Below are 26,432 nucleotides of genomic sequence, written 5' to 3' on the forward strand. Positions count from 1 at the left end.
CCTGGGCGGAGTATGAGCCGCGCGCTCGAAACGGTCAAGTAACGGAATCGGCCCCAAATCCGCTGTAGTTTTAGGAAAAATGCAACATTCGCATATTTTGGGAGCCGGACGAATAGGAGATAAGGCTGTCGCCGAATTCTGCTCAGGCAGCCAGAACGAGTTCGAGGCGGGCGAGGGCGAGGTGGCCGGCGCGGGGACATCGCTGAGGAACCCACGCAGGAGCGGGGTCAGCCCGCGGCGAGCGCTCCCATGATGCGGTCCTCGCTGACCTCGTGGCCGGCGAGTTCGCCGACCACCGCGCCGTCACGCAGGACCACCACGCTGTCGCAGTTCTCCACCAGTTCCGACACGTCGGAGGAGATCAGCAGGATCGCCAGCCCGTCCACCGCCAGGTCGTCGAGTAGCGCCCGCATGGCCAGCTTGGTCGCGATGTCGACGCCCCGGCTGGGCTCGTCGAGCAGCAGCACCTTCGGGTGCATCGCCAGCCAGCGGGCCAGCAGCACCTTCTGCTGGTTGCCGCCGGACAGCTCCCCGGCGGCCTGACGGGGCGAGACGGCCCGGATGTCGAGCCGCCGCATGAACGTGGCGACGATCCGGTCCAGATGCGCGTCGGAGACGATCCCCGCGCGGGACAGCCGGGGGAGCGCGGCCAGCGCGATGTTGTCGCGGACCGACAGCGTCGGCACGATCCCCTCCACGCGGCGGTTCTCCGGCACGAGCCCGACCCCGGCGCGGATCGCGTTCCTGATCGACCACTTGCCCGTGGGCGCGCCCGCGATCGTCACCTGCCCGGCGTCCACCCGCAGCGCGCCCGCGATCGCCTTCGCGGTCTCGCTGCGCCCCGCGCCGCGCAGCCCGCCGAGGCCGACCACCTCTCCCGTACGCAGGGCGAGGGAGACGTCGCGGAGGACGTGGCGGCGGGTCAGCCCCCGGGCTTCGAGCAGGGGCTCGTCGGCCGGTGGGCCGGCGGGCTCGCCGGTGACGGCGGCGTCCGCCCCGCCGGCGGCGAAGGGCCGGCCGAGCAGGAGCGAGACCAGCCTGCGGCGGTCGAGGCCGGCGAGCGGCCCGGTGTGCACCACCCGGCCCTCACGCAGCACGGTCACGCGGTCGCAGATCTCGTAGAGCTCGTCGAGCCGGTGGGTGACGTACAGCACCGCCCGGCCCTCGTCGCGCAGCCGGGAGATCGCGCCGAACAGGATGTCCAGCTCGTCGCGCTCCAGCGCGGAGGCGGGCTCGTCCAGGACGACCAGCCGCGCGTCCGCGGACGCGGCCCGCGCCAGGGCGACGAGCTGACGCGCGCCGTCGCCGAGCGAGCCGAGCGGGCGGCGCGGGTCGGCGCGCAGGCCGTAGGCGGCCAGCAGTTCGGCGGCCCGCGCGTGCATGGCCGCGAAGTCGATCAGGCCGAAGCGGCCGCGCGGCTCTCGCCCGAGGAACAGGTTGGCGGCGATGCTCATCGTGGGGACGAGACCGGCCTCCTGGTGGATGGTGGCGATCCCGAGCCGGGCCGCCTCGGCGGGGGAGGAGAGCGCGACCTCTTCCCCGAGGAGGCGTAATCGGCCGGCGTCCGGCCTGCACACTCCCGAGAGCACCTTGACCAGGGTCGACTTTCCCGCGCCGTTGCCGCCGACGAGCGCGTGGACCTCCCCGGCCCGCAGGGCCAGGGTGACGTGGTCGAGCGCCGGCGCGCCCTGAAAGCTCTTGCAAATACCTGCCGCCTGCAGCACGGTTGCCTCCGCCTCGAATGGTGCGCCCGGCAGGAAACAATCTCGTAACGAGGCCGTCACATTCGATCAAATCTGAGCAACATGCAGGCGGACGCCCTTGCCGCCCAGTTCGTCGAGCACGTCGCGCGGGGCGGCGTCGTCGGTGACCAGGTGATCGATCTGCTCGGCGGACACGGTCCGCACCATCGCGTCCATGCCGATCTTGGTGTGGTCGGCCAGCACGACGACCTCCTCGGCCGCGGCGGCCAGGGCCTGGTCGACGCAGGCGACCTGCATGTTCGGGGTCGACAGGCCGCGGTCGGCGGTCAGCCCGTTGCCGGAGATGAAGGCCCGGCGCACGCGCAGCCCCGCGAGGGACCGCTCGGCCGCGCTCCCGACGAGGGCGAGGATCGGACCGCGCAGCGTGCCGCCCGTCAGCATCACCTCGATGCGCGGGGAGTTGGCGAGGGCCTGGGCGACGAGCAGGGAGTTGGTGACCACGGCGAGTTCGGTGTGCCTGCTCAGCCTGCGGGCGAACTCCTGGGTGGTGGTCCCCGGGCCGATGACGATGGCGTCTCCGTCCTCGACCAGCGACGCGGCCAGATCGGCGATGGCGGACTTCTCCGCCGAGGAGAGCGCCACCTTCTGAACGTAGCTGGCCTCCCTGTTCAGGTCGCCGGGGAGGGTGGCGCCGCCGTGGTGCCGGTTGAGCAGGCCCTCCGACTCCAGCGCGCGCAGGTCGCGGCGGACGGTGACCTCCGACGACTGGACCGCCTGCGCGAGCTCGCGCAACGAGACGGCGCCGTTGGCCCGCACCAACTCCAGAATGCGCTGGCGGCGCTCGGCCGCGAACACGGGCCGGCGCCCGTCGCTGTCCGTGTCGACCACGCCCCCACCCTCCGCTGTGACCGGTTCCGATCATAGTCGACCAGCGAAACGGGCGCATCGCTGACCGGAAATGAACGAATCTGATCCGATCTCTTGACCGGATGGCCACCGCGGTGCTTATTTGAGGGCGATAACCGACTCGATCCTGTCCGAATCTGATCGGTCCCGTTCAATGGCACGATCCCCGCGTGCCCGGACGTCCGCGGCTCCGATCTCGACCCACCCCCCACGTCACGGCAGGTGGCCGTCGGCGCGCGGTGCCGCCTCGGAGCGCCGCCGCCGCCGCGCCGGCCGGACGCGGCCACGCCGTACGGCGCGTCCGCCCGGCTCCGCCCTGCCCGCAGGAAAGGATCCCTGTGAGAAAGCCCATCCTCTTACTCCTGGCCGTCGTTCTCGGCGCGGTCTGGCAGGTCGCGGGGCAGGGTCCCGCGACCGCCGCCGGCGCCGACCGGCACGGCCTGCGCGGCGACTACTACCTGTCCTCGGCAGCAGGGAAGTTCGACTTCGCCCAGCTCAAGGCCACCGTGATCGACCCGGATCTCGAACTGCCCGACCTCAATCCGGTCTTCACCTCGTTGACCGGACGGGAGGACGACGTCACCGTGCGGTGGACGGGCCGCATCCAGCCCGCGTACTCCGAGCCGTACACCTTCTCGATTATCGGGGACAACGGCTTCCGGCTCTGGGTGAACGACACGCTCGTCATCGACCACTGGGTGGACGACTGGGACAAGGAGCAGACCGGCACCCCGATCACCCTGCAGGCCGGCCAGAAGTACGACATCAAGGTCGAGTATTTCGAGCACTTCGGCGGCGCCAACCTCCACCTGCGCTGGCAGAGCCCCAGCCAGGCCAAGCAGGCGGTGCCGGCGGAGGCGTTCTACCTCCCCGAGGGCTTCGACCCGCCGGGGCCGGACAGCGCCGCCGTCGACGCGGCGGGCGACACCGCCACCCTCGACTTCGGCGACACCGCGCTCGCGGCGCTCCCCGCAGACGCCGCCGGGCACTTCGGCCTGACGGTGGCCGGCACGAAGTGGCAGGTCGCGTCGGCCGCCCTCGACGGGACCACCAAGGTCACGCTGAAGCTCGGCTTCCCCATCCCCCGTCTCGCCGCCGACATCCGGGCCTCCTACGACGGCAAGGGCGGCCTCGCCAGGGCGGACGGCACCGCGATCGAGGCGTTCACCTGGGTCCCGGTGTCCAACGGCTCCACGTACGTGCTGAAGACCCGCTGGTCGGGCGACGTGGACGCGAACAATCCGCTGCCCGAGTACCCCCGTCCGCAGCTCGTCCGCGACCGCTGGCAGAACCTCAACGGCACCTGGCAGTTCGCCGCCGCCAAGGACGGTGAGGCGCCGCCCTTCGGCCGCGACCTCGGCGAGCGGATCGTCGTGCCCTACCCCGTGGAGTCGAGCCTGTCCGGCATCGGCCGCCACGAGGACCGCATGTGGTATCGCCGCACCTTCGAGGTGCCGGCCTCCTGGAAGAAGGACCGCGTCCTGCTCCACCTCGACGCCGTGGACTACGAGTCGGTCGTCTACGTCAACGGCAAGCAGGTCGGCACCCACAAGGGCGGCTACGACAGGATCACCGTGGACGTGACCGACGCGCTCACCCGCAAGGGCCCGCAGGAGCTGGTCGTCGGCGTGACCGATCCGACCGACAACGGCCGCCAGCCCATCGGCAAGCAGCGGCTCAACCCGGGCAGCATCTGGTACACCCCCGCCTCCGGCATCTGGCAGACGGTCTGGATGGAGCCCGTCGACAAGACCCACATCGAGGCCGTGGACACGGTCCCCGAGGTGCTCGGGCAGTCCCTGCGGGTGAAGGTCAGGGCGAGCGGCGACGCCACCGCCGTTGTCACCGCCCGCGCCGGCAAGCGCGTCATCGGCAAGGTCTCCGGCCCGACCGGCAAGGAGCTGGCCGTGCCGATCCCGGACCCCCACCTCTGGTCGCCCGACGACCCGTACCTGTACGACCTCACGGTCGAGCTCAAGGGCGGCGACAAGGTGGAGAGCTACTTCGGCATGCGCTCCACCTCGGTCGGCAGGGTGAACGGCACGACCCGGGTCCTGCTCAACGGCAAGCCGGTCTTCCAGTTCGGCCCGCTCGACCAGGGCTACTGGCCGGACGGCATCTACACCGCGCCGACCGACGAGGCGCTGCGGTACGACCTGGAGCAGACCAAGGCGCTCGGCTTCAACATGGTGCGCAAGCACATGAAGGTGGAGCCGGACCGCTGGTACGCCTACGCCGACAAGCTGGGCCTGCTCGTCTGGCAGGACATGCCGTCGATGTTCGGCGCGGCGAGCGCGGCCGACAAGACGCAGTTCGAGACCGAGCTGAAGGAGATCGTCGACGAGCACCGCAGCAGCCCGTCGATCGTGATGTGGGTGCCGTTCAACGAGAGCTGGGGCCAGTACGACATCTCCAGGATCGCCGACTACGTGAAGAGCCTGGACCCCTCCCGGCTCGTGGACAACATGAGCGGCATCAACTGCTGCGGCGCCCAGGACGGCGGAAACGGCGACGTGATGGACTACCACATCTACCCCGGACCCGGCAGCCCCGGTAAGCCCGGCTTCTTCCGGGCGTCGGTGCTCGGCGAGTACGGCGGGCTCGCCCTGCCGGTGGTCGGCCACACCTGGACCGGCGGCGGCTGGGGCTACGCGGTCGAGGCCGACGGCGAGGCGCTGACCAAGCGCTTCCTGGAGATGGACGACGCCCTGCGCAAGCTGCACGCCTGCAACGGCCTGAGCGCGGCCGTCTACACCCAGACGACCGACGTGGAGACCGAGATCAACGGCCTGATGACCTACGACAGGGCCGTGACCAAGCCCGACGTCAAGCGCGTTCACGACGCCAACAAGGCGCTCACCGCGGAGATCCTCCCGGCCTGCGCCTGATCGATCGGCACCACGGCGGCCCGGACGACGGTCCGGGCCGCCGGCCCCGAGGACGCGCACGACGTGTCCCTCCGGCCCGCCGTGTCACCCCCCATCGGAAGGATCACCATGAAGCCATATCCCCGCGCGGCCGCGATCACCCTCGCCGTGCTGCTCGGCGCGGCCGGCTGCGCCAAGGCGGAGACCCAGGCCACGTCGGGTGCCGGCGCCGCGGCGACCGCGCAGCAGCAGGTGGTGCAGAGCCCGGCGGGCTCGGCCGGCCCGACCTGCACACTGGAGCAGTTCGGCGGCACGAAGTTCGACCTCAAGACCGCCACGGTCGGCTTCTCCCAGTCGGAGAAGGAGGCCAACCCCTTCCGCATCGCGGAGACCAAGTCCATCAAGGACGAGGCGGCCAAGCTCGGCATCGCCGATCTCAAGGTCACCAACGCGCAGTCGCAGTTCTCCAAGCAGATCACCGACGTGCAGCAGCTCATCGCCCAGGGGGTGAAGCTGCTCGTCATCGCGCCGCTGAACTCCGACGGCTGGGAGCCGGTGCTCCAGCAGGCCGCCGCGAAGAAGATCCCGATCATCACGGTCGACCGCAAGATCAACGCGAAGCCGTGCAGCGACTACCTGACGTTCATCGGCTCGGACTTCTACGAGCAGGGCAAGCGCGCCGCGGACCAGATGATCACCGCGCTCGGCGGCACGGGCAAGGTGGCGATCCTGCTCGGCGCGCCGGGCAACAACGTCACCACCGAGCGCACCAACGGCTTCAAGGACCGGGTCAAGGAGAAGGCGCCCGGCATCCAGATCTCCTTCGAGCAGACGGGTGAGTTCGCCAGGGAGAAGGGCCAGCAGGTCACCGAGCAGCTCATCCAGTCCAACCCCGACATCAACGGCATCTACGCCGAGAACGACGAGATGGCGCTGGGCGCGGTGACCGCGCTGAAGGGCGCCGGCAAGGACCCGGGCGCCATAAAGATCGTGTCGGTCGACGGCACCCGCAGCGCCGTCCAGGCCATCGCCGACGGCTGGCTGCACGCGGTCGTCGAGTCGAACCCCAGATTCGGGCCGCTCGCCTTCGAGACCGCGCAGAAGTTCCTGGACGGGCAGCCGATCCCGGACAAGGTCATCATCTCCGACCGCGAGTACGACGGCTCCAACGCCGAGGCGTCCCTCGGCGAGGCCTACTGACCCGCGAAGGCCCGCGCGGGCGCCCGGTTCCGTACGCGGACACCGGGGGCCCGCGCGCACGCCGCGCGGAGATCCGCGCGAGGAAGGGAAGTCATTGAGCCAGTCGGCCGCACCGGTGCTCGAGGCCAGGCAGATCAGCAAGCGCTTTCCCGGCGTGAGGGCCCTCGACGGCGTGTCCCTCGCCCTCTTCCCCGGCGAGGTGCACGCCCTCGTGGGCGAGAACGGCGCGGGCAAGTCCACGCTGATCAAGGTCTTCACCGGCGTCCACCGCCCGGACGCCGGTGAGCTGATCTACGACGGTTCGCCCGTGGCCTTCGGGACCCCGCTCGACGCGCAGCGCGCCGGGATCTCGACCATCTACCAGGAGGTCAACCTCGTCCCCATGATGAGCGTGGCCCGCAACCTGATGCTGGGCCGCGAGCCGCGCGGCCGCCTGGGCGTCATCGACACCGCCGGAATGTACGGCGAGGCGGAGCGGATCCTCGCGGGCTACGGAGTCGTCACCGACGTGCGCCGCCCGCTGCGCACGCTCGGGATGGGCGCCCAGCAGATGGTCGCCCTGGCCAGGGCCGTGGCGGTCGACGCCCGCGTGGTCATCATGGACGAGCCCACCTCGTCGCTGGAGCCGCGCGAGGTCGAGACGCTGTTCTCGGTGATCAGGAAGCTCAGGGACGACGGCATCGCGGTCGTCTACGTCAGCCACCGCCTGGACGAGCTGTACGAGGTGTGCGACCGGGTCACCGTGCTGCGCGACGGGCGGGTCGCGCACACGGGCCCGCTCGCCGGGCTCGAACGGCTGAAGCTCATCGCCCTCATGCTGGGCCGCGACCTCGACGAGGTCAGGACCGGAGGCCTGACCAGGTTCTCCCGGGACCGCCACCGGACCGGGGACCGGGACGGCGCCCAGCCCGCCGTACAGGCCGTGGGCCTGACCCGGAGGCAGGCGCTGCGCGGGGTGGACGTCTCGGTGTGGCCGGGCGAGGTCGTCGGCCTGGGCGGGCTGCTGGGCGCGGGGCGCAGCGAGACCGCCAAGGGCATCGTGGGCGCGCTCCCGTTGGACGCGGGCCGGGTGCTCGTCGCCGGCCTGCCCCTGCGCACCGGCTCGACCACGGCGGCGATCAGGGCCGGGGTCAGCCTGCTGCCCGAGGACCGCAAGGCCGAGGGCATCATCCCGGCGCTGTCGGTCCGGGAGAACATCGCGCTCGCCGCCCTGCCGTCGCTGTCGCGGGCCGGAGTGGTCTCAGACGCGAAGATCGACAAGGTCGTCGAGGTCTTCATGCACCGGTTAAGGATCAAGGCGGCCTCGCCCCACCAGCCGGTGCAGGAGCTGTCCGGCGGCAACCAGCAGAAGGTGCTGCTCGCGCGGTGGCTCGCCATCCGGCCGAAGGTCCTGCTGCTGGACGAGCCCACCCGCGGCATCGACGTGGGCGCCAAGGCCGAGGTGCAGGCCCTCGTGGACGAGCTGGCCGAGGAGGGCCTCGGCGTGTTACTGATCTCGTCGGATCTGGAGGAGCTGGTGGAGGGCGCCGACCGGATCCTGGTGCTGCGCGAGGGCGCCGTCGTCGGCGAGCTGTCCGGCGACGACGTCACGGAGGACAAGATCATGGCGTCCATCGCCGAACGAGGGGCGGAGTCCGATGGCTGAAGCGGTCGCACCGCCCGGGCGGCGGGTGCTCGCCTGGGCCCAGGAGTACGGCGTCTACGCCGCGGTCGGCGTCCTCCTGCTGTTCAACGTGCTGTTCACCCCCCACTTCCTCGACGTGGCGAACTTCCGCACCCAGCTCGTGCAGGTCGCCCCGATCGTGATCGTGTCGCTCGGGATGGCGCTGGTCATCGGCACGCAGGGCATCGACCTGTCGGTCGGCTCGGTCATGGCGCTGGCCGCCGCGCTCGTCGCGCTCTACCTGGGGTACGGCGCGTGGCCGGCGCTGCTGGCCGCCCTCGCCGGCGGGGCGGTGGCCGGGACGGCGGGCGGCGCGTTGGTCGCCTATGTGGGCGTGCAGCCGATCGTGGCCACACTCGCGCTGCTGGTCGGCGTCCGGGGCCTGGCCAACGTGCTCGTCCCGCAGCTCGTCGAGTTCCGCAACCCCGACCTGATCGCGCTCGGCAGCAGCTCGCTGTCCGGCGTGCCGGTGATCGTGGTCATCGCGGCCGTGCTGACGCTGCTGATGGCGTTCGTGGTCCGCAGGACGACGTTCGGCAGGCAGGTGGTCGCGATCGGCGGCAACCGCGCGGCCAGCGAGCTGTCCGGGCTGCCCGTCCGCCGGGTGCTGCTGCTGGTCTACGTGATCTCCGGGGTGCTGGCCGCACTCGCCGGGGTGCTCGCGACCGCGCGGCTGCAGGCGAGCGATCCGACCTCGCTCGGCCTGTTCATCGAGCTGTCGGCCATCACGGCGGTCGTGGTGGGCGGCACGCCGCTGAGCGGCGGGCGTATCCGGGTGCTCAGCACGGTCATGGGCGCCCTGCTCATGCAGTTGCTGTCGGCCACCCTCATCAAGCACAACCTGCCGCAGTCGTGGACGCAGATCGTGCAGGCGGTCATCATCCTGGCCGCCGTTTACGCCACCAGGGAGCGAGGAACCCGATGACCGGATCGCCCGGACGCGAGCAGGTGAGCCGCGTCCTCCAGCAGCACGGCGCGCTGATGGTGCTGGCGGCGCTGGTGATCGTCGGCAGCGTCGCCTTCGACTCCTTCGCCACCGCGGGCAACGCCGCGAGCGTCCTCGTGTCCTCGTCGTTCACCGCGATCATCGCCGTCGGCATGACCTTCGTGATCATCAGCGGCGGCATCGACCTGTCGGTGGGGTCGCTGTTCGTGTTCGGCGGGGTCCTCGCGGCGTACGGCTCGCAGTACGGGCTGTTCGTCGCGCTGGCGCTGCCGCTCGCCGCGTGCGGGCTGGTCGGGCTGCTCCAGGGGCTGCTCATCGCCAGGACCGGGATGGCGCCGTTCATCGTCACACTTGCCGGGCTGCTGGGCGTGCGCGGGCTGATGCTGGCGTTCTCCGACGAGGGCGCCACGACCTACCTCGTGGAGGACTCCGCGTTCGCGCGGCTCGGGCAGGGCGGGGTGTTCGGCCTGACCTGGCCGGTCTACATCACGGCGCTCCTGGCGGTGGCCGCCATGGTCCTGCTCCAGCGGACGGCGTTCGGCCAGAACGTGTACGCGGTCGGGGGCAACGAGCAGGGGGCCGCGCTGATGGGCGTGCCGGTAGCGCGTACGAAGGTCTACGTCTACCTGATGTCGGGCCTGCTCGCGGGCCTCGCCGGGGTGCTGAACGCGGCCCGGCTCTCCTCCGGCGTCACGATCCTCGGCATCGGCCTGGAACTCGACGTGATCGCCGCGGTGGTGATCGGCGGCACACTGCTGACCGGTGGAGCGGGCGGCATCACCGGCACCATCGCCGGCGTGCTGCTGCTCGGGGTGATCCAGAGCCTGATCAACCAGGTGGGCAACCTGACGTCGGCCTTCCAGCAGGTGGTCAGCGGCCTGTTCCTCGCCCTGGTCGTGGTCGCCCAGCGGCTGCTCGGCCGGGCGCAGCGCCTCGGCTAGCCCGGGCCGGTCGGCGCGCGGGGTCCGTCACGCGGTGCGAAGCGGCGCGTTGTATATCCCAAGACGATCCGGCGGGTCAGGCCGCAGGCCCGCCCAGGCGCACCAGCTCCCGCAGGGTCTCGCGAGGGAGGTCGATGCCGGCGAAGGTCAGGAACCGTCCCATCGGCATCGACGAGGCCATCCGCAGCCCGTCGGCGTCGTGCTCCGCGGGCCGTTCGCTCCTCCCGGCGGTCAGGACCTTGAGGAGAGCCGGCCCGGCGTGCGGATGGGACAGCCACTCGCCGAGCGTCGAGTCGAGCGACACCACGGGGACGGCGGCGTCGCCGTCGAGGCCGATAGTCGTCTCGGCCACGACGGACGAGGCGTTCTCGCCGATCTGGATCGTGTAGTCGCCCGGCGCCACCACCCACCGGCCGAGCGGGACGTCGTAGTAGGCGAACGCCCGCCGGCCGAGGAGGAGGGTGACCGTGCGCGACTCGCCGGGGGCGAGCGCGACCTTCGTGAAGGCCCGCAGCTCCCGGGCCGGCCGCCGCACGGGACCCGCGGTGGTGGCGACGTAGACCTGCACGACGTGCTTGCCCGCCCGGCCGCCGGTGTTGGTCACCGTCACGGTGACGGTCGCCGTGTAGTCGCCCGTACGCACGACCCTGAGGCCGCTGGTCGCGAACGTCGTGTAGCTCAGCCCGTGGCCGAACGGGTAACGCACGGGCCGCTCGGCCGTCTCGTGGTAGCGGTAGCCCACCATGACGCCCTCGCCGTAGCGCACGTGCCCGGCCTCGCCGGGGAAGTTGAGGTAGCTCGGCGTGTCCTGCAGCCGGAACGGGATGCTCTCGGCGAGGCGCCCGGAGGGGTTGACGACACCGAACAGGAGGTCGGCGACGGCGGAGCCGCCCGCCTGGCCGAGCAGCCAGCCTTCGAGGACGGCGTCCACGTCGTCGTGCCAGCCCTCCAGCGAGACGACGCCGCCGTTGGACAGGACGACGACCGTACGGCGGGCCGCGGCGGCGACGGCGCGGATCAGCTCGACCTGGACGGCGGGCAGGTCGATGGTCTCCCGGTCGAACCCCTCGGACTCCTCCCGCTCGCTGAGGCCGGCGAAGACGACGGCGACGTCGGCGGCCGCCGCGGCCTCGGCCGCCGCCTCGCGGAGTTCCCGGTCGTCGCCCGTTCCGTCCAGCGAGAACCCCTGGGCGTAGGCGGCGTCCGGGGCGTGGGCGCGGATCGCGTCGAGCGCCGCGTCGACCCGGGTCGCGTTGATGTGGGAGCTGCCGCCGCCCTGGAACCGGGGCCTGACCGCGAACTCGCCGATCACGGCGATGCGGGTGTCCGCCGGGAGGGGGAGCGTGCCGCCCTCGTTCTTGAGCAGCACGGCGCACTCGGCGGCGAGCTCACGCGCGAGCGCGTGGTGGGCGTCGGCGTCGAACGCGCCGGACACGCCGCTGTGGCGTGCGGTGAGGGCGACGACGCGGCGCACGCTCGCGTCCACCACGGCCTCGTCGAGCTCGCCCGCGCGGACGGCCTCCACGACGCGCCGGTCGCCCGCGCCGCCGGTGCCCGGCATCTCCAGGTCGAGCCCGGCGGCCAGCGCGGCGGCCCGGTCCTGGACGGCGCCCCAGTCGGAGACGACGACGCCGGAGAAGCCCCACTCGCGGCGCAGGACGTCGGTGAGCAGCCACCGGTTCTGGGAGGCGTAGACCCCGTTGACGCGGTTGTAGGAGCACATGACGGTGGCCGGCCTGGCCTCGGTGACCACGCGCTCGAACGCGGGGAAGTAGATCTCACGCAGGGTGCGCTCGTCCACGTCGGCGCTGACCCGCATGCGCTCGGTCTCCTGGTTGTTGGCGGCGAAGTGCTTGACCGACGCGCCCGGCCCCTCGGCCTGCAGCGCGGCGACGTGCGCCGCCCCCAGGACGCCCGACAGCAGGGGGTCCTCGGAGTAGTACTCGAAGTTGCGCCCGCACAGCGGCGACCGCTTGATGTTCACGCCGGGGCCCAGCACGACGGCGACGCCGAGGGCCCGGCCCTCCCGGCCGACCGCCGCGCCGATCCGGGCGGCCACCTCGGGGTCCCAGCTCGACCCGACCGCGACGGCGGGCGGGAAGCAGGTGGCGGGCATGCTGTCGTTGATGCCGAGATGGTCGGAGCCGCCGGCCTCCCGGCGGACGCCGTGCGGCCCGTCGCACAGGGCGATGGAGGGGATCCCCGCCTGCTCCAGCGGCTTGGTCGTCCAGAAGTCCCGGCCCGACAGCAGCGCGGCCTTCTGCTCAAGCGTGAGCGCGTCCAGTGCGAGCGCGCCGAAGTCGGTCCGGGCCAACGGGGAGGCTCCTTCCACGGGGGTGATTCACATCGTCTTACACAGAAGGAGCAACGGCGCGTGCTCCGGGCAGGGGAATCCGGCAGGCGGACGGCCTGCCGCCCGTCTGCCGCCTGTCACGGTCAGGAGGCCGGTTCGGGCGTCCGCGCGTGCGTGGTGAGCCGCCGCGCCCGGCCGAGCACGACGGTGTCGCCGGTCAGCAGGATCTCGGCGCGCAGCGGGCGCTCGGCGGCGGACGGGCCCGCGGTGAGCGCGATCGCGCCCGGCTCGACGATCCGGCGCAGGTCGGGGCCGGTGTAGGAGAAGGCGTCGGCCGGCACGTCGAAGACCACCTCGCGGGTCTCGCCGGGCGCGAGCGGCACCCGGGCGAAGCCCACGAGCTGCGCGACGGGCCGGGCCACCAGCGCCACCGGGTCGGTGGCGTACAGCTGCACGACCTCCTCCGCCGCCCTGGAGCCGGTGTTGGTGACGGTCACCCGCGCCTCGACCGTGCCGTCCGTGGGGCACCGCTCCGCGGAGGTCGTCAGCGCGTCGTACCGGACCGTCGTGTACGACAGGCCGTGGCCGAAGGGGAACGCCGGGGTCGGGTCGGACACGGAGATGCCGTCCGTCCGCAGCCCCAGGGGCGGCTGCAGATACGTGGAGGGGTTGACGAACGGGGAGCCGGGGATCTGGACGGGCAGGCGGCCCGAGGGCTCGATCCGGCCGCTGAGCACCCCCGCGATCGCCGCGCTTCCCTCCACGCCCGGCAGGAACGCCTGGAGCGCGGCGGCGGCGCGGCCGGCGTAGGGGCCCACCGCGTACGGACGGCCGGACACGACGACCAGCACGACCGGCGTGCCGGTGGCCAGGACCGCCTCGGCCAGTTCGCCCTGGACGCCGGGGAGGCCGAGGTGGTCGGCGTCGCAGCCCTCGCCGGAGGTGCCGTTGCCGAACAGTCCGGCCCGGTCGCCGACGAACAGCAGCACGAGGTCGGACTCCGCGGCCAGCGCGGCGGCCTCGGCGATGCCCGAGGTGTCGTCGCCCGACACGTCCGCGCCCCGCGCGAACCGCAGGTCGGCGGCGGGGAACTCGGCCCGCAGGCCGTCGAGGACGGGGGCGATGGGCAGGCCCATGCCGTGGTCGGGGAAGCGGTCGAGCACGTGGTTCGGGAAGGCGTAGCAGCCGAGCAGGGTCTGCGGGTCGTCGGCGCACGGGCCGACGACGGCGATCCGGGCGGCCGTCCCGGCGGCCAGCGGCAGCACGCCGGCGGGGTTGCTCAGCAGCACGACGGACCGCTCGGCGACCGTGCGGGCCAGGTCGCGGTTGCGGGGGCCGTCCAGGTCGACGTCGCCGGCGCCCTCGGGCACGAGCGGCCCGCCGTCCAGCAGGCCCAGCTCGATCTTCTGCACCAGCACCCGGCGGACCGCCTCGTCGACCAGCGACTCCGCCACGTGGCCCGCCCGCACCTGCTCGACCATGCGCTCGCCGTAGCCGACCGTCTCCGGCAGCTCCACGTCGATGCCCGCGCGCAGCGCGATGGCGCCGGCGTGCGCCTCGTCCTCGGCGACGTGGTGGTTCATGGCGAGGAACGGCACCGCCCAGTAGTCGGCCACGACCGTGCCGTCGAAGCCCCACTGGTCGCGCAGCACGCGCCGTAGCAGGTCGGCATTGGCGGCGACGGGGACGCCGTCGATGTCGGTGTAGGAGTTCATGACCGACCGGGCGCCGCCCTCGCGGATCGCCGTCTCGAACGGCGGGAGGATGACGTCGGCCATCTCCCGGGGGCCGATGCTGACCGGCGCGTGGTTGCGGCCCGCCCGGGAGGCGGCGTAGCCGGCGAAGTGCTTGAGCGTCGCGATGATCCCGGCCTCCTCGAGGCCGCGCACGTACGCCGCGCCGATCTGGCCGACGAGGTAGGGGTCCTCGCCGAGCGACTCCTCGACCCGGCCCCACCGGTAGTCGCGTACCACGTCGAGGACGGGGGACAGGCCCTGGTGGACGCCGACGGCCCGCAGGTCGTCCCCGATGGCCCGGGCCATCCGCTCCACGAGCGCGGGGTCGAAGGTCGCGGCCCAGGCCAGCGGCGTGGGATAGGCGGTCGCGCCGTACGTGGCGAACCCGGTCAGGCACTCCTCGTGCGCGATGGCGGGGATGCCGAACCGGTTGGCCGCCACCACCTGCTCCTGCAGCGAGCGCAGCCCGGCCGCGCCCTCGGCAGGGCTCACCGGCGCCGTGCCGTACACGCGGGTCAGGTGACCGACTCCGCCGCGGATCCGGTCGTCGAGGTTCGCGCCGTCCTTCATGAACAGGTCCTGCAACGGGGCGACGTTGCCCGACGCCGCCTGGGATCCGGCGGTCGAGATGTCGACCCAGACCGAACCGAGCTGGGCGACCTTCTCCTCCAGCGTCATCTCGGCCAGCAGCGCCTCCACGCGCTCGTCGAGAGGCCGCTCGGCGTCCCGCCAGGGCGCGATGCCCGGCGCGTCTACGAATGTCATGACATCCCTTGCTTGTCGATCCACCGCGGGGGGCCGGAAGACCGAAAGTTTCCAGATTAGGACCGATAGTTTATGTGGACTCTAGGTCGATGCGCTGGAGCGCGTCAAGGAATCGGACGGGAGATATCCGAAACATTCGGGTGAGTGACCGAAAATGGGCGCTAAACTGCGGCCATGACGACGACCAGGGAGCCGACACCTCCGGAACGCACGCCCTCCCGGCCGCTGACCATCGCCCAGATCGCCGAGCTGGCGGGGGTGTCCCCCGCGACCGTCTCCAAGGTCGTCAACGGCAGGTCCGAGGTCGCCCCCGAGACCCGCGCCCTGGTCGAGGACCTCATCCGCGAGCACGGATACCGCCGGCAGAAGAAGCGCCCCACCGCGGCCCCTCTCGTCGAACTCGTCTTCCACGAGCTGGAGGGCGCGTACGCGATGGAGGTCATCAAGGGGGTCGAGCAGGTGGCGCGCGAGCACGACCTGGCGGTGGTGGTCTCCGAGCTGCAGGACCACCGGCCTCCCGCCAGGGGCTGGATCGAGGGCGTCATCGGCCGCCGCCCCTGCGGCGTGATCGTGGTCTTCTCCGGTCTCACCGGGGCCCAGCGCGAGCAGCTCAGGACGCGTGACATCCCCCTGGTGCTGGTCGATCCCACCGGCGACCCCGGGCACGAGCTGCCCTCGGTGGGGGCCGGCAACTGGAGCGGCGGCCTGTCGGCCGCGCGGCACCTGCTGGAGCTGGGGCACCGGCGCATCGCCCTCATCACCGGCCCCGCCCACGCCCTGTCCAGCCGCGCGCGGCTCGACGGGTTCCGCGCGGCGATGGACGCCGCGGGCGTGCCGACGGACCCGGCGCTCGTCCGGCAGGGCGACTTCAGCGTGGAGGACGGCCTGGCGCACGCCCGTTCCCTGCTCGCCATGCCCCGGCCTCCGACCGCCGTGTTCGCCTTCAACGACGCCCAGGCCATGGGCGTGTACCAGGCGGCCCACGAGATGGGGGTGCGCATCCCGGGCGACCTGAGCGTGGTCGGCTTCGACGACGTGCCGATGGCGCAGTGGCTCATCCCCGCGCTGACCACGGTGCGCCAGCCGCTCACCGAGATGGCCGCCGCCGCCACGACCATGGTGGTCGCCCTCGCCCGCGGGGAGACCCCGCCGCAGAACCGCCTGGAACTCACCACCAGCCTCGTCGTCCGGGGGAGCACGGCGCCGCTCGCCGCCTGAAGTTTCGGATACCCGATAGAAATTTCGGCCAACGTCGGGACCGTGCGGGCACGAACGGGTTGCCGCGAAAGCCTCGGGACATCCGTGGTCACGAGGCCGCGCTCGCCGGACGGCAGGCGTCCGGTATCGCCGTTCTCGCCGAAACTTTCAGCCCACGTACTCGGCCGCCCACTCGGCCCGGCTCGCGGTCCGTCGCCCCCGGAAGGCGGTGCCGCGCCCGGCGAAAAGCGGCACCCAGCCTGCTGCGGGTCGCGCGGACGGCCGGAGTAAAGTACGCGAAATGTTCGATATGCCCAGATCGGTGAGGTAGCGGGTGGCGGGGGTACAGGCAGTCCTGAGGCGCGTCACCCTCGACACCCGCCCTCTGAGCATTCCCGCGTACCGGCGGCTGCTGGTGGGGCAGGGCGTCTCGTTCATCGGCTTCCAGCTCACCTCGGTGGCAGTGAGCGGGCAGGTGTACAGCCTCACCGGGTCGTCCCTGTGGGTGGGCCTGCTCGGGCCCGTCAGCCTCGTCCCGCTGGTCGTCTTCGGCCTGTGGGGCGGTGCGGTCGCCGACGCGGTGGACCGCCGCCGGCTCCTGCTGGCCGGTTCGGTGGTGGCCTGGCTGTCCACCGCCGCCCTGCTGGTGCACGCCTGGTCGGGGATCGGCAGCGTCCACCTCATCCTCGCCGTCATCGCCCTGCAGTCGATCGGCTTCGCCGTGACCTCGGCGACGCGCGGGGCGATCATCCCCCGCATCGTGCCCACCGAGCGGGTCCCCGCGGCCAACACGCTCAACTTCCTCGTCAGCAGCATCGGCACGGTGGTCGGGCCGCTGCTGGCCGGCGTGGTGCTCGCCAAGGGCGGTTACGCCACCGCGTACTTCATCGACGCCGTCCTGTTCGGCGCCGGCTTCTACGCGGCCGTACGGCTGCCGGCGCTGGCACCCGTCGGCGAGATCTCCCGGCCGGGCCTGAGGTCGGTCGTCGACGGGCTCGCGTACGTGGTGAGCAGGCCCGTCGTGCTCATGTCGTTCGTGGTGGACATCATCGCCATGGCGTTCGCGATGCCGAGGGCGCTGTTCCCCGAGATGACGGCGGAGCGTTTCGGCGGATCGGCGGTGGCGTTCGGCTGGCTGTCGGCGAGCATCGCGATCGGCGCGGTCGTCGCCGGGGTGTTCTCCGGCTGGGTCGGCCGGGTGCGCCGGCAGGGGGTGGCGCTCACGCTCGTGATCGCCCTGTGGGGCGTCACGGTGGCCGCGGCGGCGCTGGCGCAGCCGTTGTGGCTGGTCGTGGCGCTGCTGGCGATCGGCGGCGCGACCGACCTCGCCTCCGCCGTGTGGCGGCAGACGATCCTGCAGACCTACGCGCCCGACGAGATGCGCGGACGCCTGCAGGGGGTGTTCATGGTCGTCGTCGCGGGCGGGCCCCGCCTGGGCGACCTGCGGGCGGGCGCGACCGCGGACGCCTTCGGACTCGTGCCCTCCTGGGCGGGCGGCGGCCTGGTGTGCGCCGTGCTCGTCCTGCTGGCCGGCTTCGCCGTGCCCGCGTTCCGCCGGTACGACGCCCTCGCGAGCCGCCCGGACTCCCGCTGAGCCCTTCGACCCGGCCGGGCCTCAGGGCCGGGCCTCGCCGCGTACGCAGAAGGAGATGGGGCTGCGGACGCGCCCGGGGAAGACGAAGCGCTCCAGCGGCCCGACGGTGAATCCGGCCGCCTCGACGGCCGCCACGCTGTCGCGGCCCGTGTGGCAGCCTCCGGTCAGGCGCGGCCACACGGTCGCGTCCAGCAGGTCCTGCGCCCTGGCCCAGCCGCCGGGGGCGGCGCGGACGTGTTCGAGGAAGCGAAGCCGCCCTTCCGGGGCCAGCACGCGGCGGATCTCCCGCAGCCCGGCCACCGGATCGGGCAGCGAGCACAGCACGAACGACACCACCGCCGCGTCGAACTCGCCGCTCGCGGCGGGCAGCCGGCCGGCCAGGCCGCAGACGACCTCGATCCGCACCGGCGACCGGCGGGCGGCGTCGAGCGCTGCCGCGCGCAGCCGCGGTTCGGGCTCGACGGCCAGCACACCCGTGACGGACGGCGGATAGCAGGAGAAGTTGAGCCCGTTGCCCGCGCCGACCTCGATCACCCGGCCCGACAGCCCGGCCACCAGCGCCTCGCGCTGTGCGGCCATGCCGTGCCGGTCGAGCACCCCGCTGAACCACGTGTAGAAGCGGGCGAACAGTGGATGGCTGACCTCGGTAACCGGCATGACGTCCCCCTTCCCGTCCCGCCTTCATTCCCCGCTGCTCGGCGGAGCGGCATTACCGAATCCGGGCGATCCGGACCGTGGTCGCCACCGGTCCTCGTGGGTACGGGCTCCGATGGACGACGCGATGGACGACGCGGTGGACGACGCGGTGGACGACGCGGTGGACGACGCGGTGGACGACGCGGTGCATGTCGCGGTGGGACGCCGCGGCGCGCGCGGAAAGGAAGCGACCATGACCTCTGCCGTGACCCCTGCCGTGACCCCTGCGGTGGAACCCGCCACCCGGCTGCCGCTCATCGGCGACCGGGCGCCCGACTTCGAGGCCGACAGCACGCACGGGCCGGTCCGGCTCGCCGACTACGCCGGGCGGTGGCTCGTGCTGTTCAGCCACCCGGCCGACTTCACCCCGGTGTGCACCACCGAGTTCGTCGCGTTCGCCGAGCTCGCGCAGGAGTTCGCCGCCCGCGAGGTCGCCCTGCTCGGCAACTCGGTCGACTCCGTGCACAGCCATCTGGCCTGGATCCGGGCGATCGAGGACAAGCTCGGGGTGAAGATCCCCTTCCCGATCATCGCCGACCTCGACACGCGGGTGTCCCGCGCGTACGGCATGCTCCACCCGAACGCGTCGGCGACCGCGGCGGTCCGCGCGGTGTTCGTGATCGACCCGGAGTCGGTGGTCCGCGCGATCCTCTACTACCCGATGAACGCGGGGCGGATGGTTCCCGAGATCCTCAGGCTCGTGGACGCGCTGCGGACGGCCGACCGCGACGGCGTCTCCTGCCCGGCGAACTGGCGGCCGGGCGACGACGTGCTGCTGGGCGCGCCGAAGACCCAGGCCGAGGTGGAGGCCAGGATGGCCGACGAGCGGCTCAAGATCGTCGACTGGTACCTCGCCGCCCTGCCCGGCCACGGCGCCTGACCGTACGCCCCCCGCCTCGTGACGCGGCGGGGGAGGGGCGACCATGCGGCCCTTGGTCCGGTAGAACTCTTTCGTGACTCATACAGTGACAAACTGGGCGGGCAACATCACCTTCCGGGCCGAGGCGGTCGAGCGGCCCTCCTCCGTGGAGGAGGTGCGCGGCCTGGTGGCGCGTGGCGAGAAGATCCGCGTGCTGGGCAGCGGCCACTCCTTCAACCGCATCGCCGACTCCCCGGGCCTGCTGGTCTCGCTGGACGCGCTGCCCCCGGAGATCGAGATCGACAGCGCGTCCTCGACGGTCCGGGTCGCCGCGAGCGTCCGGTACGGCGAGCTGGGCCGCCGCCTGCACGACAAGGGCTACGCCCTGCCCAACCTCGCGTCCCTGCCGCACATCTCGGTCGCGGGCTCCTGCGCGACCGGCACCCACGGCTCGGGCGACGCCAACGGCGGTCTCGCCACGTCCGTACGCGCGATCGAGATGGTGACCGCGGACGGCGACCTCGTCACGCTGGACCGCGACACGGACGGCGACCGCTTCCCCGGGGCCGTCGTCGCACTGGGCGCCCTCGGCGCCGTCGTCGCCATGACGCTGGACGTCGTGCCGTCGTTCGACGTCCGCCAGCGCGTGTACGAGGGCCTGCCGGCCGAGGTGCTGGACGGGCAGTTCGACGCCGTCGTGTCCGCCGCCTACAGCGTCAGCCTGTTCACCGACTGGCGTACCTCCCGCATCAACCAGGTCTGGGTGAAGGAGCGGGCCGGCGCGGCCGACGCGGATCTCGCCGAGGCGGCGGCGGTGAGCGGGCTCGCGGGGGACGCGGCCGCGGGCGGCCTGGAGGGGGCCACGGCCGCCGGGGGCCTGCACGGCGCCGAGCCGGGCGGCGGCTTCTTCGGGGCGACGCCGGCCGACGGCCCGAGGCACCCCGTGCCGGGCATGTCCGCGGTGCACTGCACGGCCCAGATGGGCGTCCCCGGCCCCTGGTTCGAGCGGCTGCCGCACTTCCGGCCCGACTTCACCCCCAGCAGCGGGGAGGAGCTCCAGGCGGAGTACATGGTGCCCCGGCGGCACGCGGCCGAGGCGTTCCGCGCCCTCGACGAGATCCGCGACCGCATCGCCCCGGTGCTGCAGATCTCCGAGATCCGTACGATCGCCGCGGACGACCTGTGGCTGAGCCCGAGCCAGGGCCGCGACACGGTGGCCTTCCACTTCACCTGGATCAAGGACCCCGCCGCCGTGACGCCCGTGCTCACCGCGATCGAGGAGCGTCTCGCGCCGTTCGGCGCGCGGCCCCACTGGGGCAAGCTCTTCACCCTCCCGCCCGACGTCGTGCGCTCCCGCTACGAGCGCCTGTACGACTTCGCGGCGCTGGCGCGGCACTTCGACCCCCGGGGCGCGTTCGCCAACGAGTTCGTCGAGCGGTACGTCCTCGGCCGCGCCTGACGCCCCTGCCGGATTCGGCCCGTGAAGGCCGGGTACGTCCTCACGGGATCACGAGGCAGGACGATGCGCATCGAGGACTACGCGCTCATCGGCGACATGCACACGGCCGCCCTGGTCGGACGCGACGGCTCGGTCGACTGGCTGTGCCTGCCGCGCTTCGACTCCGGATCCTGCTTCGCGGCGCTCCTGGGCGGCCACCCGGCGGGCCGCTGGCTGCTGGCCCCCGCCGGGGGCGGGACGTGCACCGGGCGCCGCTACCGCGACGGCGCGCTGGTCCTGGAGACGACCTGGGACACGCCCGGCGGGTGTGTCCGGGTCGTCGACTTCATGCCGCCGCGCGGCGAGGCGCCCGACCTCGTGCGGGTGGTGGAGGGCGTGCGGGGCCGGGTGGAGATGCGCACGGAACTGCTGCTGCGCTTCGAATACGGGGCCGTGATCCCCTGGGTGCGGCACCGCGAGGGAGAGGTGGCGGTGATCGCCGGTCCCAACGCCGCCTGGCTCCAGACGCCCGTCGAGCTCACCCACGACTCCCGCCTTCGCGGGACGACCGCGTCGTTCGCCGTCGCCGCGGGAGACCGGGTGCCGTTCGTGCTCACCTGGCAGCAGTCGTGGCGGGACCGGCCGCGGCGGCTGGAGGCGGCCGGGGAACTGGCCGCCACCGACCGGCTCTGGAGGCGGTGGCTCGGCGGCTGCCGCTATCGGGGGGATTACGGCGAGGCCGTGGGCAGCAGCCTCCTCGCGCTCAAGGCCCTCACGTACGCCCCCACCGGCGGCGTCGTCGCGGCGCCCACGACGTCGCTGCCGGAGCGGATCGGGGGCCCGCGCAACTGGGACTACCGCTACAGCTGGCTGCGCGACGCCTCGTTCACTCTCCGGGCGCTGATGGACGCGGGATACGCCGACGAGGCGACGGCGTGGCGTGACTGGCTGCTGCGGGCCGTCGCGGGGGACCCCGCCGACCTGCAGATCATGTACACGGTCGACGGCAGCAGGCACATGCCCGAGTGGACTCTCGACTGGCTGCCGGGATACGAGGGGTCGCGGCCGGTGCGGATCGGCAACGACGCCTCCGGCCAGTTCCAGCTCGACGTGTACGGCGAGGTGATCGACTGCCTCTACCAGGCCAAGGAGTCGGGCCTGCGGCCGGACGAGGAGGCCTGGGAGCTGCAGTGCGCGCTCATGGACTATCTGGAGGGGGCGTGGCGTGAGCCCGACAACGGGCTCTGGGAGGTGCGCGGCCCGCGCCGCGACTTCGTCCACTCCAAGGTCTTCGCCTGGGTGGCGGCGGACCGGATGGTCCGCTCCGTCGAGAAGCAGGGCCTCGACGGCCCGGCCGGCCGTTGGCGCGCCCTGCGCGAGGAGATCCACCGGGACGTGTGCGCGCACGGCTACGACGCCGACCGGAACACCTTCACCCAGTTCTACGGGTCCAAGGGCCTCGACGCGGCTCTGCTGCTGATTCCCCGGCTCGGCTTCCTTCCGGTGGACGATCCCCGCGTCGCGGGCACGGTCGACGCCGTGTGCCGCGAACTGACCGAGGACGGCCTCGTCCTGCGGTACCGGCCCGAGGCCGACGACGTGGACGGACTGCCGGGCGGCGAGGGCGTCTTCGTCGCCTGCTCCTTCTGGCTCGCCCACGCCCTCGCCCTGCTCGGCCGCCGCGAACGGGCGCGGCGCCTGTTCGAGCGCCTGCTGTCCCTGCGCAACGACGTCGGCCTGCTGTCGGAGGAGTACGACGTCGGCCGCGGGCGGCAGGTCGGCAACTTCCCCCAGGCCTACAGCCACGTCTCCGTCGTCAACGCGGCCCAGGCTCTGGCGGCGCCGGGTCCATCTGCCTGACAGATGTCGTCCATCTGTTTCCCGCGCGTCTCGCGACCTACCCCAGGCCACCTGCCGCGTTGCATGATGCAAGTGAGGGCCGCGCGGGTCCGGGGAAACCCGCGACCGTGGCCCTGTCGGGGGAAAGAGGTGACGCACCATGGTGCAACCAGGTCTGGCACGACGCCCGGACGCGACGGAGCTGCGCCAGACGTACGATCGCGCGGGGTCGACCGTGCCCGCGCAGGTCATGGACGGAGTGACGTTCCTCGCCGGGCTCTATCTCGCCATCTCGCCGTGGGTCGTGGGCTTCGCCGGGTTCGGCGGCCTGGCGATCAACAACCTGATCATCGGGCTGACGGTCGCGGCGCTCGCGCTGAGCTGCGCGTCCGCGTTCGGCCGCACGTACGGCGTGAGCTGGGTGGTGCCGGTGCTGGGCGTCTGGACGATCATCGCGCCGTGGGTGATCCGCGGCCAACCGGCCACCACCGCGACCATCTGGGACAACGTGGTCACCGGAGCGATCATCTTCCTGTTCGGCCTCGGCGCGCTGGCGTTCGCCGCGAACTACCGGCAGCACGAGAGTGGCGGCCGACGACGGGGGGTCGGCGCACCGGGCGGCCAGTGGTAGCCGCCGTCAGGCCAGGCCGCGTACCCGTGGTTTCCCGTCATCGGGCGCGCGTACGCGTCCTGGCCGGTCGTACGAAGGCGGCGGGATAACCGGTTGCGGCCGCGCGCGGACGCGTGGGAGGGTACGACCGCTTCACAGCACGCGTACAGACGAAGGACTGAGGCCATGGCTTCGGCGACCCGCAGCGGCCGCCGCCGGCACTGAGCGGTCCGCCACCCGGCGGCACCGGCGTAGGCAGTGCCATCACCGTTTCACGGCGACCCCACGCCGCGGTGCCCTGCGCACCGTCCGCGTCCCCGACGGGGACGGCCCCCGCGCGGCTCATCGCCCGCTCGACGTGGCGGGAGCGCGCTCCACTTCGTCATCAACGTGAGGTCCAATCACCGTGGACATCGATGTCCAGAGCTTTGCCGTGGCCAACCTTCGCCGCCGCCCCGAGGTCGTCGAGACCGGCGGTTTCGTCGCCGGGTTCGATCCCGGAACCCGCAGCCCGTACGTCAACTACGCCACCCCCCTGCCCGGAGCCCGGCCGTCCGCGCGGGACGTCGCGGCGCTGGTCAGGGCGTTCCACGAGCGCGGGCTGGGGCCCCGGCTCGAGTTCGCGCCGGACGCCGCGCCCGGCGTGGAGCCCGCGCTCACACAGGCGGGCTTCGGCGTGGAGGCGGTGCACGACTACCTCGTCTGCACCCCGGACACGCTGACGCCGCGGAGCGACGGCGGTCCCCCGGTGGAGACGCCGGTCGCGGACCAGGACTACCTGTCGATCGACGCCGCCCTGTCCGAGGCGTTCGGCGCCGGGTTCGCCGCCTCGCCGGAAGGCGCGGCCCGGCTGCGCCGCCTGGAGGAGAGCGGCGGCGCGGTGCGGTTCGTCCGGGCGCAGGACGGCGGCTGCGCCGGTGCGGCCACCTGCTCCGCCCCCGCCGTCAGCACGTCGGAACTCGCCGGTGTCGGCACGCGCCCGGCCTTCCGCGGCCGAGGCGTCGCCGCCGCGGTCACCGCCGCGCTGACCGCCGAGATGTTCGCCCGAGGCGCGCGGTCGGTGTGGCTCGAGTACGGCGGCGAGGGGTCGCGGCGCGTCTACGAACGCGTCGGATACCGGCCGTGGGGCACCCGCCTGTACATGTCGCTCGACGAGTGACCCGTCCGGGGCCGGTCGCTGCCCGGAAATCCTCCGGCGGGCGGCTCGCACGGCGCGGTCAGGCGGGGGCGGGCCTCCGGGCCCGCCGCCGGTGCCGCACGGCGCGGTCAGGCGGGGGCGGACCCGCGGGCGGCGGAGGCGAGCCCGGGCGGCGCCGCGGCCAGGGCCTTGTGGATCGCGTCGACCAGGGCGAGCGCCGCCTCCTCGGTGAGCTCGATCGCGACCCGGGCCGACGGGCCCTCGGCCGGGTTGGTGAAGTCGATGTTCACCGTGTGCTCCTGGCAGGCATGGTAGGGATGGTCGACGTAGACCATGCCGTCGGTGACCGTGAACCAGCCCGACGCTCCCTTGGCGGCGCCGTCGATCCGGATCTTCTCGGTGAGATAGGTGCACATGTGGTCCTCCTCAGGCGGCGAGGTGGCGGCCGAAGAAACCGAAGATCTTCTTCCAGCCCTCCACCGCGGCGGCGGGTCGGTAGTTCGGCCGGTCCACGGAGAAGAACGCGTGGCCGGCGTCCGGGTAGACGTGGAACTCGTGTTCCTTGCCGAGTCTCGTCAGCTCGGCGTCGAGCACCGCGACCTCGTCCGGCGAGGGGAACCTGTCGTCCGCGCCGAAGAGCCCGAGCAGCGGGCAGGACAGGTCGGCGGCCCGGGAGATCAGCGGCTCGGCTTTGAGCGGGAAGTCGGCGGGCGGCGCGGTGACCACGAAGGCCCCGTAACAGTCGACGGCCGCGTCGATCCGGAGCGAGCAGGCGGCCAGGAACGTCTGCCGGCCGCCGGAGCAGTAGCCGATGACACCGATCCTGCCGTTGGCGTGCTCCAGGCCCTTGAGGTAGGCCGCGGCGCCCGCGACGTCGCCGACGAGCTGCTCGTCCGGGACGCCCCCCTTGGCCCGGGCCGCCGCGGCCTGGTCGTCCGGGCTGACACCGGCGCCCTCGCGGGAGTACAGGTTGGGGCAGATGGCCGCGTATCCGTGTGCGGCGAACCTGCGCACGACCTCCTTGGTGGCCTCGTCGTACCCGGGCAGGTGGTGGATCACCACAACCCCGCCGTGAGGGCCGGTATCGAGCGGCCGGGCGGCGTACGCCTCGAGATCGGCGCCTTCGTGTCCGGTGACGGCGACCGTGCCGGCCCACATCGCGTCGGTCATTGGGGTCCTTCCCTGGAATCGTGTCGCGCGCGGCCGGCGGCGTGGCCGCGTCCGGAAGCTCACGATAGTAGTTTCTTTTGCTAACTAAGTTTCCGCGGAGGCGATGTCGGGCCGCTGCGAGCGCGGCGGGGTGCGGGACTGTCGCCCGGGCGAGTGACGCCGCGCCCGGGCGCGGCGGCTCTGACCCGATCGGGCGTCCGGGCGCGCGTGCCGTACGGGGGGTGTGGCGTATCTCACCGAGGGCGGACCGCGACCGCGAGGACCAGCGGAAGTGTCGCGCGACACCGGCCTGAATGGGGCCATTTGCCGGTTTTTGGGCCGTGTCTTACTTGTTATCTACTATGCTTCCCGTGTCGCGCCGGTGTGCGGTCCTCAACCCGAGGACGACCGGCGACCGCCGAATCCCGGACGTCATCCATCCCGGGAACCGGGGACCCATGTCTCTTGGGGTGAATCCGGACCATCCGGTAGGGCTACTCCTGGCCCGAACCCGTCAGCTAACCCGGTAGGCGGCCAAGGAGAGGAGAGCGCGTGGAGTGTCGGCTCCACCTGCCGATCCGGTCCGCGTCGCATCGACGGACCGCATGCCCGCCCTGGAACGTCTCCAGGCTTCCGGGGTGATGGCGCGCCCGTGACGGGCTGCCACATCTCCCGTTTCTGATTCCGCCCCGCCGCGAGGCCGTGCCCTCGTACGGCCATGCCGTCATGCCGTCATGCCGTCACGCCCGGTGGGCCGGTTCGTCATGTCTCGAAGCGCGCCATGAGGAGCCTCCGATTTCCAGCGATCCCATAGCTCGACAGCTGCTCGACGCCGTCCGCCCGGAACTGGGCTACCGCGAACGAGCGGGAAAACATACGAAGTTCGGCGAAT

Annotated in this window: 19 protein-coding genes and 1 riboswitch; of the genes, 12 read left to right on the plus strand and 7 right to left on the minus strand. The window is 72.5% G+C overall.

The genetic code is table 11. The features are described 5' to 3' along the window. Window positions 1-227 precede the first annotated feature (227 nt). On the minus strand, window positions 228-1,724 hold the full coding sequence (locus HHX41_RS11325) for a sugar ABC transporter ATP-binding protein (protein ID WP_310741928.1): 1,497 nt from the start codon (window positions 1,722-1,724) through the stop codon (window positions 228-230). A 66-nt stretch (window positions 1,725-1,790) separates the two neighbouring features. Further along, window positions 1,791-2,591, minus strand: a complete 801-nt coding sequence (locus HHX41_RS11330) for a DeoR/GlpR family DNA-binding transcription regulator (protein ID WP_310741929.1) — start codon at window positions 2,589-2,591, stop codon at window positions 1,791-1,793. Window positions 2,592-2,947: 356 nt separating this feature from the next. Here HHX41_RS11330 and HHX41_RS11335 point away from each other — a divergent pair, with 356 nt between their 5' ends. The 5 genes from HHX41_RS11335 (at window position 2,948) to HHX41_RS11355 (ending at window position 10,226) form a co-directional block, all read left to right on the plus strand. Beyond that, a complete protein-coding gene (locus tag HHX41_RS11335) occupies window positions 2,948-5,497 on the plus strand; it encodes a PA14 domain-containing protein (RefSeq protein WP_220503938.1) in 2,550 nt (849 codons plus the stop codon). A 108-nt stretch (window positions 5,498-5,605) separates the two neighbouring features. After that, window positions 5,606-6,676: an ABC transporter substrate-binding protein gene (locus tag HHX41_RS11340; RefSeq protein WP_182905906.1), complete on the plus strand. Its 1,071-nt coding sequence runs from the start codon at window positions 5,606-5,608 to the stop codon at window positions 6,674-6,676. Between the two features lie 94 nt (window positions 6,677-6,770). After that, entirely contained in the window at window positions 6,771-8,321 is a 1,551-nt protein-coding gene (locus HHX41_RS11345) for a sugar ABC transporter ATP-binding protein (protein ID WP_182905907.1), read from the plus strand. Continuing rightward, window positions 8,314-9,264, plus strand: coding sequence for an ABC transporter permease (locus tag HHX41_RS11350; RefSeq protein WP_182905908.1), 951 nt, complete (start codon window positions 8,314-8,316; stop codon window positions 9,262-9,264). The genes HHX41_RS11345 and HHX41_RS11350 overlap by 8 nt, the downstream gene beginning before the upstream one ends. Further along, window positions 9,261-10,226 carry an ABC transporter permease gene (locus HHX41_RS11355; RefSeq protein WP_169983192.1) on the plus strand — a complete coding sequence of 322 codons (966 nt, stop codon included), beginning with the start codon at window positions 9,261-9,263 and terminating at the stop codon, window positions 10,224-10,226. The genes HHX41_RS11350 and HHX41_RS11355 overlap by 4 nt, the downstream gene beginning before the upstream one ends. A gap of 76 nt (window positions 10,227-10,302) precedes the next feature. On the opposite strand, the gene HHX41_RS11360 is transcribed toward HHX41_RS11355, so the two are convergent. Both HHX41_RS11360 and HHX41_RS11365 read right to left on the minus strand, forming a co-directional pair. Then, a complete protein-coding gene (locus HHX41_RS11360) occupies window positions 10,303-12,540 on the minus strand; it encodes a glycoside hydrolase family 3 C-terminal domain-containing protein (RefSeq protein WP_182905909.1) in 2,238 nt (745 codons plus the stop codon). A gap of 122 nt (window positions 12,541-12,662) precedes the next feature. Beyond that, on the minus strand, window positions 12,663-15,020 hold the full coding sequence (locus HHX41_RS11365; RefSeq protein WP_169983190.1) for a beta-glucosidase: 2,358 nt from the start codon (window positions 15,018-15,020) through the stop codon (window positions 12,663-12,665). 174 nt (window positions 15,021-15,194) lie between these two features. Here HHX41_RS11365 and HHX41_RS11370 point away from each other — a divergent pair, with 174 nt between their 5' ends. Beyond that, on the plus strand, window positions 15,195-16,238 hold the full coding sequence (locus HHX41_RS11370) for a LacI family DNA-binding transcriptional regulator (RefSeq protein ID WP_169983189.1): 1,044 nt from the start codon (window positions 15,195-15,197) through the stop codon (window positions 16,236-16,238). A 313-nt stretch (window positions 16,239-16,551) separates the two neighbouring features. Next, window positions 16,552-17,811, plus strand: a complete 1,260-nt coding sequence (locus HHX41_RS11375) for an MFS transporter (protein WP_169983188.1) — start codon at window positions 16,552-16,554, stop codon at window positions 17,809-17,811. Window positions 17,812-17,832: 21 nt separating this feature from the next. Here HHX41_RS11375 and HHX41_RS11380 read toward each other — a convergent pair whose 3' ends face one another. After that, on the minus strand, window positions 17,833-18,468 hold the full coding sequence (locus HHX41_RS11380; protein ID WP_182905910.1) for a class I SAM-dependent methyltransferase: 636 nt from the start codon (window positions 18,466-18,468) through the stop codon (window positions 17,833-17,835). A 112-nt stretch (window positions 18,469-18,580) separates the two neighbouring features. On the opposite strand from HHX41_RS11380, the gene HHX41_RS11385 reads away from it, so the two are divergent. The 5 genes from HHX41_RS11385 to HHX41_RS41695 all read left to right on the plus strand — a co-directional run bounded on the left by HHX41_RS11385 (window position 18,581) and on the right by HHX41_RS41695 (window position 24,412). Continuing rightward, window positions 18,581-19,387 (plus strand): peroxiredoxin, encoded by an 807-nt coding sequence (locus HHX41_RS11385; protein WP_259400866.1) that lies wholly within the window; start codon window positions 18,581-18,583, stop codon window positions 19,385-19,387. Window positions 19,388-19,460: 73 nt separating this feature from the next. Continuing rightward, window positions 19,461-20,825 (plus strand): D-arabinono-1,4-lactone oxidase, encoded by a 1,365-nt coding sequence (locus HHX41_RS11390; RefSeq protein ID WP_182905911.1) that lies wholly within the window; start codon window positions 19,461-19,463, stop codon window positions 20,823-20,825. Between the two features lie 63 nt (window positions 20,826-20,888). Then, on the plus strand, window positions 20,889-22,664 hold the full coding sequence (locus HHX41_RS11395; protein ID WP_182905912.1) for a glycoside hydrolase family 15 protein: 1,776 nt from the start codon (window positions 20,889-20,891) through the stop codon (window positions 22,662-22,664). A gap of 139 nt (window positions 22,665-22,803) precedes the next feature. Beyond that, window positions 22,804-23,274: an SPW repeat protein gene (locus tag HHX41_RS11400; protein ID WP_182905913.1), complete on the plus strand. Its 471-nt coding sequence runs from the start codon at window positions 22,804-22,806 to the stop codon at window positions 23,272-23,274. 385 nt (window positions 23,275-23,659) lie between these two features. Beyond that, the gene (locus tag HHX41_RS41695) at window positions 23,660-24,412 is read left to right on the plus strand and encodes a GNAT family N-acetyltransferase (protein ID WP_182905914.1); all 753 of its coding nucleotides are present in this window, start codon (window positions 23,660-23,662) and stop codon (window positions 24,410-24,412) included. Window positions 24,413-24,519: 107 nt separating this feature from the next. Here HHX41_RS41695 and HHX41_RS11410 read toward each other — a convergent pair whose 3' ends face one another. Together HHX41_RS11410 and HHX41_RS11415 are read right to left on the minus strand one after the other, a co-directional pair. After that, window positions 24,520-24,807: a DUF6295 family protein gene (locus HHX41_RS11410; RefSeq protein WP_169983181.1), complete on the minus strand. Its 288-nt coding sequence runs from the start codon at window positions 24,805-24,807 to the stop codon at window positions 24,520-24,522. Between the two features lie 10 nt (window positions 24,808-24,817). Further along, a complete protein-coding gene (locus HHX41_RS11415) occupies window positions 24,818-25,561 on the minus strand; it encodes a dienelactone hydrolase family protein (protein ID WP_182905915.1) in 744 nt (247 codons plus the stop codon). A gap of 385 nt (window positions 25,562-25,946) precedes the next feature. Further along, window positions 25,947-26,089, plus strand: a riboswitch (cyclic di-AMP (ydaO/yuaA leader). Window positions 26,090-26,432 lie beyond the last annotated feature (343 nt).

Source organism: Microbispora sp. H13382 (assembly GCF_014161445.1).
Taxonomy (GTDB): domain Bacteria; phylum Actinomycetota; class Actinomycetes; order Streptosporangiales; family Streptosporangiaceae; genus Microbispora.